The sequence below is a fragment of the Sphingomonas mali NBRC 15500 genome, assembly GCF_001598415.1.
In the GTDB taxonomy this organism is placed as follows: Bacteria; Pseudomonadota; Alphaproteobacteria; order Sphingomonadales; family Sphingomonadaceae; genus Sphingomonas; species Sphingomonas mali.
Map to the genome: position 1 here is coordinate 1 of NZ_BCYX01000043.1, position 13,898 is coordinate 13,898.

Here is a 13,898-nt window from a genome sequence, read left to right on the forward strand (position 1 = left end):
CATCACCCCGAGCGAACCACTCTGCGAGGCACCCCCCACCCCTTGCCCCTCCCCTGAAGGGGAGGGGTTTGAGGAGTGAACAACCTCAACATCGAACTCCGCCAAACTCCGGTTCACGTCGGGCGGCAGAATGGCGACGTCCAGCCGCCGCATATCGTCGACGAAGATCGCGAGCTTGTCGGTCAGATGGATGTCGTAGCACATCGACGCCGCATAGAATTCGTGCGGATGGTGCGCCTTCAGCCAGGCGGTCTGGTAGGCGAGCAGGGCATAGGCCGCGGCGTGCGACTTGTTGAAGCCATAGCCAGCGAACTTGTCGATCAAGTCGAACAGTTCGTTGGCCTTGGCAGCGTCAATCTTGTTGTGGGTCGCGCAGCCCTCGACGAAGGTGGCGCGCTGGGCGTCCATCTCGGCCTGGTTCTTCTTGCCCATTGCACGGCGCAGCAAATCGGCGCCGCCGAGCGAATAGCCGGCCAGCACCTGGGCGGCCTGCATCACCTGTTCCTGATAAACGAAGATGCCGTAGGTCTCGGCCAGGATCGGCTCAAGCAAGGCGTGCGGATAGGTAATCGGCTCCTGTCCGTTCTTGCGCCGGCCGAACGACGGGATGTTGTCCATCGGGCCTGGACGGTAGAGCGAGACGAGCGCGATGATGTCGCCGAAATTCGACGGCCGCACCGCGCTCAGCGTGCGCCGCATGCCTTCCGATTCCAGCTGGAACACGCCGACCGTGTCGCCCTTCTGGAGCAATTTGTAGACGCCCTCATCGTCCCAGGTCAGCGCATCGAGGTCGCAGGCGATGCCGCGCTTGGCGAGCAGCTGGACCGCCTTCTTGAGCACCGACAACGTCTTCAAGCCGAGGAAGTCGAACTTCACCAGCCCGGCGCCCTCGACATATTTCATGTCGAACTGGGTGACCGGCATGTCCGATCGCGGATCGCGATAGAGCGGGACGAGGTCGGCGAGCGGACGGTCGCCGATCACCACGCCGGCGGCGTGGGTCGAACTGTGGCGCGGCAGCCCTTCGAGCTTCATCGCCAGATCGAACAGATGGCGGACGTCCTTGTCGCCGCGATATTCGGCGGCGAGTTCGCTGACGCCGTTGAGCGCGCGGTCGAGCGTCCAGGGATCGGTCGGCAGGTTCGGGACGAGTTTGGCGAGACGGTCGACCTGGCCATAGCTCATCTGGAGCACGCGGCCGGTATCCTTGAGCACGGCGCGCGCCTTCATCGTCCCGAAGGTGATGATCTGGGCGACCTGGTCGCGGCCATATTTGGCCTGGACGTAGCGAATCACTTCGCCGCGCCGCGTTTCGCAAAAGTCGATGTCGAAGTCGGGCATCGACACGCGTTCCGGGTTGAGGAAGCGTTCGAACAGCAGGCCGAGCTTGATCGGGTCGAGGTCGGTGATGGTCAGCGCCCAGGCGACCACCGAGCCGGCGCCCGAACCACGGCCCGGCCCGACCGGAATGTCGTGCGCCTTCGCCCATTGGATGAAGTCGGCGACGATCAGGAAGTAACCGGGGAACCCCATCTGAATGATGACGTCGAGCTCGAATTCGAGCCGATCGCGATAGGGCTGCTGCCAATCCCCCTCGCCCGCATTGCCGAGCTCGACGATGCGATCGAGGCGTTTGCGCAATCCCTCTCGTGCCGTCTCACGCAGTGCCTGTGACTCGCCCTCGCGGTCGCCGGCCAGGCTGGGCAGGATAGGCTTGCGTTTCGGTGCCGCAACCGCGCAGCGCTGCGCCACGACCAGGGTATTGGCGATCGCCTCGGGCAAATCGGCGAACAGCGCGCGCATGTCTTTGGCCGGCTTCATCCAGGCGTCGGGAGAACTCTTGGGACGATCGTCGCTGGCGACGTAGGACGAATTGGCGATGCACAGCATCGCGTCGTGTGCCTCGAGGAATTCCTCGTCGGCGAAACAGCATGGATTGGTCGCGACGATCGGCAAGTTGCGGGCATAAGCCAGCTCGAGCAATTCGGCTTCGGCCTTGGCTTCGACCGGATCGAAGCGGCGGGCAATCTCGATATAAAGCCGGTCGCCAAAGATCGCCTGCAGCCGATCGACATACGCATTGGCGCCATCCGGCTGATCCTCGGCGAACAGCCGGGCAACCCCGCCCTCGCCCCCCGCGGTCAGCGCGATCAGCCCCGCCGAATTGGCTTCGAGCGTGGCGAGATCGACATGCGGATCGAGATCGAGCGGTCGGCCGAGATGCGCCTCGCTGACCAGGCGGCAGAGATTGAGATAGCCCGCCTCGTCCTGGGCGTAGAGCGCGATCCAGTCGGTCTGCACCGGCTGGCCCTCGGGCAGGTCGGGACGTGCCACCCCCAGCATCGTCCCGATGATCGGCTGCACCCCGGCATCGGCGGCCGCGCCCGAGAACGACATCGCGGCGAACAGGCCGTTGCGGTCGGTCACTGCTGCGGCAGGGAAACCCAACTCGCGCGCGCGCTTGGCGATCGCCTTGGGCTCGATCGCGCCGTCGAGCATCGTATAAGACGAAAAGATCCGGAGGGGCACGAAGCCGGAATGGGGCATGTGGCCAACCTAAGTCGCCCGCCCCGCCTTGGCCACCCCGGCGGCAAGCTTACCCACAACTTTCGGCGGGAAGCGCGCTCAGAGCAGCTTTTCGATGTCCGCGGCGATCTCTTCGGGCTTGGTCGTCGGCGCATAGCGCTCGACCACTTGGCCATCGCGTCCGACGAGGAACTTGGTGAAGTTCCACTTGATTCCTTCGGTACCCAGGAATCCGGGAGCCTGTTTCTTGAGTTCGCCGTACAGCGGGTCGGCGCCCGAGCCGTTGACATCGATCTTGGCGAAGACCGGGAAAGTCACGTCATAGGTCAGCGAGCAGAAGTTCGCGATTTCCTCGGCATTGCCCGGTTCCTGCGCGCCGAACTGATTGCAGGGAAAGCCCAGCACTTCGAACCCGCGATCTGCATATTTCCGGTGGAGTGCTTCCAACCCTTCATATTGCGGGGTGAAGCCGCATTTCGACGCGACGTTGACGACCAACAGGACCTTGCCGGCATAAGTCGAGAGGTCGGCGTCGCTGCCATCCGCCGCCTTGACGTGGAAATCGGTGATCGCGGTCATGCGCCCTTCCCCTCATATCGGGCCATCAAGGCGGCGATGTTGCTCTTCACCCCGGGCCATTCGTGTTCGAGGATCGAATAGAGCACGCTGTCGCGATAATGGCCATCGTTGAGGATGAGATGGCCGCGGATCACCCCGTCCATCCGCGCGCCCAGCCGCTCGATCGCCGCGCGCGATTGGCGGTTGAGGAAATCGGTGCGGATTTGGACGCAAAAGCAGCCCAGCGTCTCGAAAGCATGGGTCAGCAGCAACATCTTGGCTTCGGTATTGAGCCCAGTGCGCTGGACCCGCGTGGCATAAACCGTGCCACCGATCTCGACCCGACGATGCGGCTCCGCCATGCGCAGGAACCGGGTGACGCCGGCGATCTCCCCCGCAGCGTCGCGGACGGTGAACGGCATCGAGCGCCCAGCTGCCTGCTCGCGTTCGATCCGCTCGTACCAGGCATGGATCGTCTCTGGGTTGGGCACGGTCGTATGGAACGCGCCTTCGAGCCCCGTCGCGAAAGCCGCCAGGATGCCGTTCCGGTCGGCGCGCGTCGTCGGCGACAAGGTGACGTGGTTTCCCGTCAGGGTCGGCGTCGTGCGCCAGGCGTCGCTGGAAATCTTTTGCTCGCTCACCTGATCGCCGTGACCCCTAGTTTAGCTCAAATGCCCTTCGTGCAGGCGTAAGACGCGGTCCATTCGCGCGGCCAGTCGCTCGTTGTGAGTCGCGACCAAAGCCGCCGAGCCTTCCTGCCGCACCAGCCTCAGGAATTCGCCGAATACGATCTCCGCGGTCGCCTCGTCGAGATTGCCGGTGGGTTCGTCGGCGAGGATCAAGGCGGGTCGGTTGGCGAGTGCACGGGCGACCGCGACGCGCTGCTGCTCGCCGCCCGACAATTGGCTCGGCCGATGCGTCAGGCGGTGTCCAAGGCCCAGTGTCGTCAGCAATTCCGCCGCGCGCGCATCGGCCTCGGCGCGCGAGGCCCCCTTCACCAATTGCGGCAGCACGACATTCTCGATCGCGTTGAAGTCGGGCAGCAAGTGGTGGAATTGATAGATGAAACCCAGCATGTCGCGACGCGTCGCGGTACGCTCCGAACTGTTCATCTGCGCCGCTTCGGTGCCGGTGATGCGGATCGATCCGCCAAACCCGCCCTCGAGCAGGCCGACCGCCTGGAGCAAGGTCGACTTGCCCGAGCCCGACGGGCCGAGCAACGCGACGATCTCACCAGGCGCGATCGAGAGGTCCACGCCGCGCAGGACGTGGATCGTCTCCCCGCCCTGTTCGAAGCTGCGGGTCAGGCCGGTGGTGGCGAGGACTGCTTCACTCATAGCGAAGCACCTGGACCGGGTCGGTACTGGCGGCGCGCGACGCCGGATAGAGCGTCGCGAGGAAGGTCAGCAGCAAGGTGATCGCCACGACCATCGCGATCTCGACCGGGTTGGGCTTGGACGGCAGCTCGGTCAGGAAGCGGATCTGCGGATCCCACAGATTTTGCCCCGACAGTTTCTGCACGAAGTCGACGATCGGCTGGCGGAAATAGAGCAGGACGAATCCCAGGATCAGCCCCGCGATCGTGCCGAGAATGCCGATCGTCGTGCCGACGGTGATGAAGATCCGGACCATCGCGGCGCGTGGCGCACCCATCGTGCGCAGGATCGCGATGTCGCGCGTCTTGGCGCGGACCAGCATGATCAGTGACGAGGCGATGTTGAACGCCGCGACCAGGATGATGATGCACAGGATCACGAACATCGACACCTGCTCGATCGCCAACGCCTCGAACAACTGCGCGTTCATCTGGCGCCAGTCGCTGACCGCGGCGGTCTGGCCGAGCGAGGCGCGCAGCGGCGCCAGGATTGGGCCGACCTGATCGGCGTCCCTCGTATTGATCTCGACCATCCCCACCGTATCGGGATCGAGCAGCAGCAAGGTCTGCGCATCCTCCATCGGCATCACGACATAGGCCTTGTCATAGTCATAGACGCCGATCTCGAAGATCGCGCCGACCGTATAGGACACCATTCGCGGCACGGTGCCGAACGGCGTCGACTGGCCTGCCGGGTTCCAGATCGTGACCTGGCTGCCGATATCGACGCCGAGCGTCTCGGCAAGCCGGGATCCGATCGCGATCCGGTTGCTGCCGGCGGTCACATTGTTGAGGTCACCGGCGATAACATGACCGGCGATCGTCGAATTGCCGCGAATATCGGGAACCGTCAGTCCGCGCAGGATGATCGCTTCCGCGCGGCCATTATTGGTCATCATCAGCGGCTGTTCGATCATCGGCACCGCGCTGGTGACGCCGGGCGTCGCCTTGGCGCGCGCGAGCAATTGCCGCCAGTCGTTGAGTGGCCGGCCGCCATAGCCCTGGATCACGGCATGGCCGTTCAGCCCGACGATCTTGTCGAACAACTCGGCACGGAAGCCGTTCATCACGCTCATCACGATGACCAGGGCCGCGACCCCGAGCATCACCGCGCCGAGGCTGAACCCGGCGACAAGAACGATGAAGCGCTCGCCCTTGCCCGGCAGCAAATAGCGGCTGGCGATCAGGCGTTCGTAGCTCGACAGGAGAATCAATCAGGCCTCGCGATCCGCCCCCGGAATGTTCGCGTGCCTAGACCGCGTGGGTCGGGCTGGCAACCAAGGCGACGCTGTGGCGGATTCGACACATGCGCGCCGCAATCGTGCGGCGACCCGTTGTTTGGCGATGACAAGACACCAGTCGCCGCTTAGCAGTTTGCTTCGCGAAACGCAGGTCAATGGCCGTGGTTCGGGGATCGCTTCCAGCTCCGCCTTAAAAGAGGCGCGCGGGCGGAAGTTACAAGGGGGCTGACGAGCAATCGTCACGCAGGCGCCCGGGTCGGAAACGGCCCGGGCGTTTGTCATTTCAGCGAAGCGGAGGCGCGTAGCGAAGCTGCAAGCCGGTGCGCAAGCACCGCTTCGCCCGGCCGCCGGGCTGCGACAGCGGCCCGAGCGACGGCGGCTTCGCCGACCGGCGCTTTTCCTCACGCTTCCCTCTCCCGCTTGCGGGAGAGGAGCGAGACTTGGTGAGCGAAGCGAGCCTAGTCGCAGCGGTGAGGGTCTTCGTTCTTCTCCGGCCGCACTAAGCAAAGAAGAAAGAAGACCCTCACCCAACCCTCTCCCGCTTGCGGGAGAGGGCTAAAAATGGAGAGGGCTAGCTAACCCTCAAAAACTGATCCGGAACGTTCCACCATAAGTCCGCGGATCGCCCGGCTGTCCGACGATCAGGCCGGTGCTGCCCGATTGCGTGCTCAGCAGCTCGAAATAATTCTGATTGAACGCGTTTCGCACCCATCCATACAGGTTCCACTTGTCCTTGCGGAAACCGAGTCGGAAGTTGGACAACGAATAGCCGTTGATATCGGTGTACAACGAGCGCGACGGGTTGGACGAGAATTTCGAGCGATAGCTGCCGTCATAGCCGAGATAGACCTGGCCGCCGCTGACTGGCACGTTCACTTCACCGCCGAACGAGAACGACCATTTCGAGATGCCCGGCAGGATCGACCCCGAGATATCGCAGACCAAGGGGCTGAGGCCCGGCGTCCCGGGCGCTGCCGGCGTCTGGCCGGGAAGCGCCGCGGTGCCGCCGGACAGCTCGGGCGGGCACGGCGCGTTGCGGAATCGGACGTACTTGGCATCCGTGAAGGCGCCGTTGCCATACAGGCTCAGCCGCGCGCTGGGTCGGAACGACGAGTCGAACTCGATGCCCCGCACGCGAACGCGCGCCGCATTGGCCAGATAGCCGCGGATGACGGTCGTCTGCCCGTTATTCACGGTCGCCTGGTAATCCTTGATGTCGGTCCAGAACGCCGCGAGGTTGAAGGTCACTCGACGGTCGAGGAACTGCGTCTTCAACCCGAGTTCGAAGTGATTCTCCTTCTCGGGCTTTACCGTCTGGGTCGACAGGTCGACGCCGGTATTGGTCGCATTGAGTGGCAATCCCGACAGGTTGATCCCGCCCGACTTGAAGCTGCGCGCATAAGTCGCATAGCCGTGAATGTCCCTGGAGAAGTCGTAGGACAGCGTCAGATCGCCCGATAGGTTCCAGGCGCTGAATTTCGGACTGTAGCGTTGCGGCGCCAGCGTATTGAGCTGGTCGGCGAGCGCGGTGCCGTTCTTCAACAAGGTCGCGACGTTATCCGCCGTCGCGACGAAATTGTATTGCGCGTTGTGGATGCTGACGACCGACTCGTAAAACCCTGATTTCTTGTCGTAATTGACGCGCAAACCGGGCTGGATGTGGAAGCCGGGCGCCGCTTCCCAATTGAGCTTGCCGAACACCGCGAAACTTTGGTTGCTGAAATGGATCGAGTTGGTCGAGGTCAGCCCGTCGAGCACCAGCGGGTTCTTGCCGTTCGCGCTGGTCGGATTGAGGAGCCAGGCACTGGCGGCGGGGCCTTGTACCTGCGACCCCTGGGTGTCGATCGTCTGATCGAAGAAAAACGCGCCGAGCGTGTAATTGAGCTTGCCGTCGCTGTTCGAGGCGATGCGCAATTCCTGCGACCATTGCTTCTGCTGCGAAGGATTTTGCGAGACGGTGGTGATTGGCAAGCCGACGAAATCACGGTCATTGGCCGGCTGCCAGTCCCAATAGCGCCAAGCAGTGACCGAGGTGACCGTCGCCCCGCCGACGTCCCAATTGCCCACCAGAGACAGGCCCCCGACTTCCTGACGCGAATTGATCGAAGCATCCAGGTCGGTGACGCGGTCGAACGGATCGAAGCTCGGCGGCTTATACCCCGCTGCGGCGGCCAGCGCGGCATATTGGCGGTTGAGGGGCCGCTGCGTTGCGCCGGTCCGCGCATAATATTGCACGCAGCAATAGGGGTTCTGCAGGCTGAAATCGGCCGAGAAATTGAAATCAAGATTTGGCGTCGCTTGCCACAGCAATTGCCCGCGCACGCTGAAATTGTCCTGCTTCTGCAGATTCTTGTCGATCGCGGTGTCGTAGATCGACCCGCCGCGCTTGGTCACCGAGCTCGACAGGCGCACGCCCAGTTTGCCGTCAGCGATCGGTGCCGATGCCGAACCTTTCAGCTGGACGAGGCCGTAATTGCCGGTGCTGACTTCGAACGTCGCTTCGGGCGACGAGAGATTAGGCTTCTTGGTGGTGATGTTGACCGCGCCGGCGGTGGTGTTCTTGCCGTAGAGGGTCCCCTGCGGACCGCGCAGGACTTCGACGCGGTCGATATCGACGAAATCGAACGTCGAGGCACCGACGCGACCGATATAGACCTGGTCGATATAGAGGCCGACGCCTTGCTCGATACCGTCGTTGGTCAGGCCGAACGGCGCGCCCAGGCCGCGGATATTGATCGCCGAATTGCGTGGATTGCTCGAATAGAATTGCAGCGCGGGCTGGAATTGCTGGAGCCGGTTGACGTTGAATGCCCCGGCATTGGCCAGCGTCTCGCCGCTCAGCACCGCCACCGCCAGCGGCACGGTCTGCAAGCGCTCCGAGCGACGGCGCGCGGTGACGACGATGTCGCCCCCCGGCGTGGGCGCGGCTTGCGGATCGGCCTGGGGCTCGGGCGCCGGTGCGGGTGCATTGGCGGCCATATCGTCGGGCGCAACGGCCGGCGCTGACGGGCGGGCGGCGTTGTCGGCGAGCGCGATGCTTTGCGGCGACGCGGCGGCTAGCAGGAGCGGAAACGCTGCGAGCATGATTCGGTAATCCCCTGGACGATCGATGAACGCCTTAATCCCCACTGAGTTGCTGGGATTAAAAGCAAGATCGTCTCACCCGCCGCGCAAGCCAAACTTTATCACCGTTGAAAGATAAAGATATTCTGTCTGATGCTCACTCTTGAACCGGCGCCGGAACGCCCCAGATATGCGATGACGCGACGCCCATCCGGGGTCGTGTCGATGTGACATCGCTCAATGGAGGATGATTAAATGCGACAGTTCGACCTTACTCCCTACCGCCGCTCGACGATCGGCTTCGATCGCTTGTTCGACATGCTCGAGGCCTCGGCGCGGCAAAATGGCGGGGACAATTACCCGCCCTTCAACCTCGAGCGGATTGCCGAGGATCATTACCGCATCACGATCGCGGTCGCCGGCTTCCGCCGCGACGAGATCGAGATCGTCGCGCAGCAGAACCTGCTGACCGTCAAGGGCAAGAAGGACAAGGATAGCGATCAGTCGGCCTATCTTCACCTCGGCATCGCGACGCGCAGCTTCGAGCGCCGCTTCGAACTCGCCGATTTCATCCGGGTCGACGATGCGCGGCTCAATGACGGCCTGCTGACCGTCGACCTGGTGCGCGAGGTGCCCGAGGCGCTGAAGCCGCAGACGATCGCGATCAAGACGGGCGCCCCGCTCGCCGCGATCGAGACCAGCCCGGCCGACGAAACCAAGGCGGCCTAAACAGACCGGCGCTTTCTCGCTCCCTCGAAAGCGCCAATGGGCGTCCGGGCCGACAGGTCCGGGCGCCTTTTTCTTGGCGATGGCGCGGCCGGCTAATTTCGCTTCGGGGTGAGGTCGCGCGCTGCTACCGCCGCATCAATGGCTCGCATGACCGTCATCGTGAACCGCAACGGCGGCGCTGCGGCCAAGATGGGTGACGCGCTGCCCAAAGCACTGGAACAGGCCTTCGCGGCCGCCGGCACGACCGCCGACATCAGCTTGCTGGACGCCAAACAGATTCCGGCAGCGATCGAAACCGCCGCAAAAGCCGGCCGGGTGATCGTCGCGGGCGGCGACGGCACCGCCGCCGGTGCGGCGCAGATCCTGGCGGACAGCGATACCGAACTGGGCCTGCTGCCGCTCGGCACGCTCAATCATTTGACGCGAGATCTCGGTATCCCCGCCGATCTGAGCGAGGCCGCCGACGTTGCCGTGAACGGCCAGCCCGCCGCGATCGATGTCGGCGAGGTCAACGGACAGATATTCGTCAACAACGCCTCGATCGGGCTCTATCCCCTGATGGTGCGCAAGCGCGAAGGGCTGCGACGCGCCAAAGGCTGGCCCAAATGGCTATCGACGCTGCCGGCCGCCTTCGCCGTGCTCGAGCGGTTGCCGCATCACCGCTTGCGGCTCGATTGGGGCAAAGGCGAGCGCGCGATCGTCACGCCGCTGCTGTTCGTCGGCAATAACGTCTATTCGCTCGATCGCGGCGAGGTGGGCAAGCGCGGCACGCTGACCGACGGGAAATTGTCGGTTTATGCCATCACGCGTCGGCGCCGCGCCGCGCTGATCTGGTTCGCCATGCGCGCGCTGGTCGGACGCGCCGAACGCTCGCTCGATTTCGAGACGCTCGGCGAATGCGAGACGCTGACCGTCCGGTCGAGCAGCGGATCGATCGAGATCGCCCTCGACGGTGAACTGAAGCGGATGGACTCCCCGCTCGAATTCCGGATCCGCCCCGGCGCGCTCACGGTGATGACACCGAGCAACCCACCACAAGCATAGCCTCAGGCCGCCGCCGCCGTGCCTGCCGGCTCCTTTTTTTTCGTCAGCCTTGCGATCTTCCAGGCCCGAATAGACGAACTCGGCTCCATTGAGGTCGATTTGCGGGATCTCTGATTTTTCGCGCCAGTAATCCTGGTTATGCGCCCATTCGGGCTTGTCGCCGCGCCGGGGCAATTCGTCGAGCCCGCGCATCAGATAGCCCGGATTGAAATTGTCGCGATCGATCCAGGGCAACAGCTTCATGCCTTGGTCTTCCGGTCGCAGCGCGACCTCCAAGCGGTGCGCGCCCTTGCGCTCCATATGCTGCAGCAGTCCGCAGACGAAATCACCCAGCATGTCGACCCGCAACGTCCAGCTGGCGCGGAAATACCCCATCACCCAGGCCATATTGGGCACGCCGGTGAACATCATCCCGCGATAGGTGACCGTGTGCGCCCAATCGACCGGCTGCCCATCGACGAAGAACGGGATGTCGCCCATCACCGAGAGCCGAAACCCGGTCGCTGCGACGATAATGTCGGCCTCGATCACCTTGCCCGATTTGGTGCGAACGCCGGTTTCGACGAATCGATCGATCTCGTCGGTGACGACATCGACTTTGCCCGCTTTCACCGCCTGGAAGATGTCGCCGTCCGGACAGAAAGCGAGCCGCTGCTGCCAGACGCGATAGTGCGGCGTGAAATGCGGCTCGAACTCGAAATCGTCGCCCGCATAAGCGCGGATCAGCGCCTTGAGTTCCTCGAACACCGCCTCGGGCTCGGCCTGGCACCGCCGCGTTAGCTGATCCTGATCGAACATGATCTGCGCCCGCACCACGCGGTGGATGGTCGGCTCGTCGATGCCGATCTGGCGAAGCCGGTCGGCAAGTTCGTTGCGGTTGGGGCTGCAGAAGAAATAGGTCGGTGAGCGCTGCAGCATCGTGACGTGCGCGGCCTTTTCGGCGAAGGCGGGAATGATCGTGGCCGCGGTCGCGCCCGAGCCGATCACCAGGATGCGCTTTCCGGCATAATCCGTGGCCGGGTCCCACAGTTGGGCGTGGACGAACTGCCCCTTATAGTCGCCCAGCCCAGGCCAGGCTGGAATATAGGGGCGCTCGTGGTCATAATAGCCCTGGCACATCCAGAGGAATTCGCAGGTCAGCCGGACCGTGTCGCCGTCGGACGCGCGCACCGCCTCCACCGTCCAGCGATTGGTCTCGCTCGACCAGCGGCAGGCGGTGATGCGGTGTCCGTATCGAATGTGCGGGCCGATCCCGTTCTCCTCGATCACGTCGCCGATATATTTCAGGATCTCGTCACCGCTCGCGACCGGGGCGCCGACCCATGGCTTGAAGCGGTAACCGAAAGTGTAGAGGTCCGAGTCCGACCGCACGCCGGGATATTTGTGCGTTTCCCACGTTCCCCCGAACGTGTCCTTCATTTCCAGGATCAGATAGCTTTTGTCGGGGCATTGGTTCTGTAAATGCCAGGCCGACCCGACCCCTGAGATACCGGCACCGACGATCAGGACGTCGACATGCTCGGCCGGCGCCACCTCGCCCTCGAGCGCGATCGCATTTGCCATGGTCCCTCTCCTTCTGCGCGCAATAATGCCTGTGCAGAATGGAGCGGTCCAGCGTCACTAACCTTGACGCCGGTCAACTTTCCGGGGGCGGAATCGATTAGTTCAGACCAGCCGGCTCTGCCGCAACGCGGCCGCGATGAAGCTGGCGAACAGCGGATGCGGGTCGAACGGCTTCGACTTCAGCTCCGGATGGAACTGCACGCCGACGAACCAGGGATGATCGGGCCGCTCGACGATCTCGGGGAGCATGCCGTCGGGCGACATACCGCTGAACACCAGCCCGCCCTTTTCCAGCGCGTCGCGATAGCCGGTATTGACCTCATAGCGATGGCGATGCCGCTCGCTGATGTCGGTCGAGCCATAGATCGACGAAACCACGCTGTTGCCGTCGAGCTTCGCGTCATAGGCGCCGAGCCGCATTGTGCCGCCCAGATCGCCGCCGGCCTCGCGTTTCTGGACGCCTTCGGCCGACATCCATTCGGTGATGATGCCCACTACCGGTTCCTCGGTCGGGCCGAATTCGGTCGATGACGCCTTCTCGATCCCCGCCAGGTTCCGCGCGCCCTCGATGCACGCCATCTGCATCCCGAAACAAATGCCGAAATACGGAACGTTGCGTTCGCGCGCGAACTTGACCGAGGCGATCTTGCCTTCCGCGCCACGCTCGCCGAACGCGCCGGGGACCAGGATGGCATGGCAGGGTTCCAGGCTCGCCGTGACGTCGCTGTCGGCATGTTCGAACAGTTCGGCGTCGATCCAGCGGACGTTGACCTTGACCCGGTTGGCGATGCCGCCATGGACCAGCGCCTCGTTCAACGACTTATAGGCGTCCTGCAGGCCGACATATTTGCCGACCACGCCGACCGTCACCTCCCCTTCCGGGTTGGTCAGGCGATCCATGATGTCGGTCCAGCGCGCGAGATCGGGCCGGGCTTCGGGCTCGATCCCGAAGGCGTTGAGGACAGCGTCGTCGAGCCCTTCCTCATGATATTGGACCGGCACGGCGTAGATGCTCTTGGCGTCGAGCGCGGGAATGACGGCTTCCTTGGGCACGTTGCAGAACAACGCGATCTTGGCGCGTTCACTGGCCGGGAGCGGCTGCTCGCAGCGGCATACCAGCACGTCGGGCTGGACGCCTAAGGCCGCCAGCTCGCGCACGCTGTGCTGAGTCGGCTTGGTCTTCAGTTCGCCGGCGGCGGCGATATACGGCACCAACGTGACGTGGATGCTGACCGAATTGCCGCGCCCCAGATCGTTGCGGATCTGACGGATCGCTTCGATGAACGGCAGGGATTCGATGTCGCCGACCGTGCCGCCGATCTCGCACAAGACGAAATCGAGATCGTCGGTCTCTGCCAACGCGAACGCCTTGATCGCGTCGGTGACGTGCGGGATCACCTGGACCGTGGCGCCGAGATAGTCGCCACGCCGCTCACGCTGGATGATCTGCTGATAGATCCGGCCCGAAGTGACGTTGTCCGACTGCCGCGCGGCGACACCGGTGAAGCGTTCGTAATGGCCGAGATCGAGGTCGGTTTCCGCCCCGTCGTCGGTCACATAGACCTCACCGTGCTGATATGGGCTCATCGTGCCCGGATCGACGTTGAGATAAGGATCGAACTTCCGGATGCGGACGCGATATCCGCGTGCCTGGAGGAGGGCAGCCAGTGAAGCCGCCATCAAACCTTTGCCCAGCGAGGAGACCACGCCGCCGGTAATGAAAATAAACCGCGCCATGGGAGTCATCGCCTAGCTTGGAATGGGGGCGTGCCGCAAGCACGCGACTCCGCCCGCGCGAA

Annotated in this window: 9 protein-coding genes and 1 pseudogene; 2 read left to right on the plus strand and 8 right to left on the minus strand. The window is 63.7% G+C overall.

The features are described from left to right. The 6 genes from dnaE to SMA01S_RS20050 all read right to left on the minus strand — a co-directional run. The coding region (gene dnaE / locus SMA01S_RS20025; RefSeq protein ID WP_157094056.1) for a DNA polymerase III subunit alpha at positions 1-2,547 on the minus strand (2,547 nt) is incomplete at its 3' end. Between the two features lie 78 nt (positions 2,548-2,625). Beyond that, positions 2,626-3,105, minus strand: coding sequence for a glutathione peroxidase (locus SMA01S_RS20030; protein ID WP_066826653.1), 480 nt, complete (start codon positions 3,103-3,105; stop codon positions 2,626-2,628). Continuing rightward, positions 3,102-3,725: a GNAT family N-acetyltransferase gene (locus SMA01S_RS20035; RefSeq protein ID WP_245649346.1), complete on the minus strand. Its 624-nt coding sequence runs from the start codon at positions 3,723-3,725 to the stop codon at positions 3,102-3,104. The genes SMA01S_RS20030 and SMA01S_RS20035 overlap by 4 nt, the downstream gene beginning before the upstream one ends. Before the next feature lie 21 nt (positions 3,726-3,746). Next, positions 3,747-4,421: an ABC transporter ATP-binding protein gene (locus tag SMA01S_RS20040; protein ID WP_066826655.1), complete on the minus strand. Its 675-nt coding sequence runs from the start codon at positions 4,419-4,421 to the stop codon at positions 3,747-3,749. Next, positions 4,414-5,670 carry a lipoprotein-releasing ABC transporter permease subunit gene (locus SMA01S_RS20045; protein WP_066826702.1) on the minus strand — a complete coding sequence of 419 codons (1,257 nt, stop codon included), beginning with the start codon at positions 5,668-5,670 and terminating at the stop codon, positions 4,414-4,416. Before SMA01S_RS20045 ends, SMA01S_RS20040 begins: the two co-directional genes overlap by 8 nt. A 612-nt stretch (positions 5,671-6,282) precedes the next feature. Beyond that, on the minus strand, positions 6,283-8,784 hold the full coding sequence (locus tag SMA01S_RS20050) for a TonB-dependent receptor (protein ID WP_066826659.1): 2,502 nt from the start codon (positions 8,782-8,784) through the stop codon (positions 6,283-6,285). A 234-nt stretch (positions 8,785-9,018) separates the two neighbouring features. Between SMA01S_RS20050 and SMA01S_RS20055 the strand changes: the two genes are divergently transcribed. Both SMA01S_RS20055 and SMA01S_RS25405 read left to right on the plus strand, forming a co-directional pair. Next, complete coding sequence (locus tag SMA01S_RS20055) at positions 9,019-9,492, plus strand: Hsp20 family protein (RefSeq protein WP_066826663.1); 474 nt, start codon at positions 9,019-9,021, stop codon at positions 9,490-9,492. 189 nt (positions 9,493-9,681) lie between these two features. Further along, positions 9,682-9,942 (plus strand): annotated as a pseudogene (locus tag SMA01S_RS25405) (diacylglycerol kinase family protein); the annotation flags it as partial. A 159-nt stretch (positions 9,943-10,101) separates the two neighbouring features. Here SMA01S_RS25405 and SMA01S_RS20065 read toward each other — a convergent pair. Both SMA01S_RS20065 and pyrG read right to left on the minus strand, forming a co-directional pair. Beyond that, positions 10,102-12,099 carry a flavin-containing monooxygenase gene (locus tag SMA01S_RS20065; RefSeq protein ID WP_245649347.1) on the minus strand — a complete coding sequence of 666 codons (1,998 nt, stop codon included), beginning with the start codon at positions 12,097-12,099 and terminating at the stop codon, positions 10,102-10,104. Positions 12,100-12,201: 102 nt separating this feature from the next. Then, the gene (pyrG, locus tag SMA01S_RS20070; RefSeq protein ID WP_066826667.1) at positions 12,202-13,836 is read right to left on the minus strand and encodes a CTP synthase; all 1,635 of its coding nucleotides are present in this window, start codon (positions 13,834-13,836) and stop codon (positions 12,202-12,204) included. Positions 13,837-13,898: the final 62 nt, after the last annotated feature.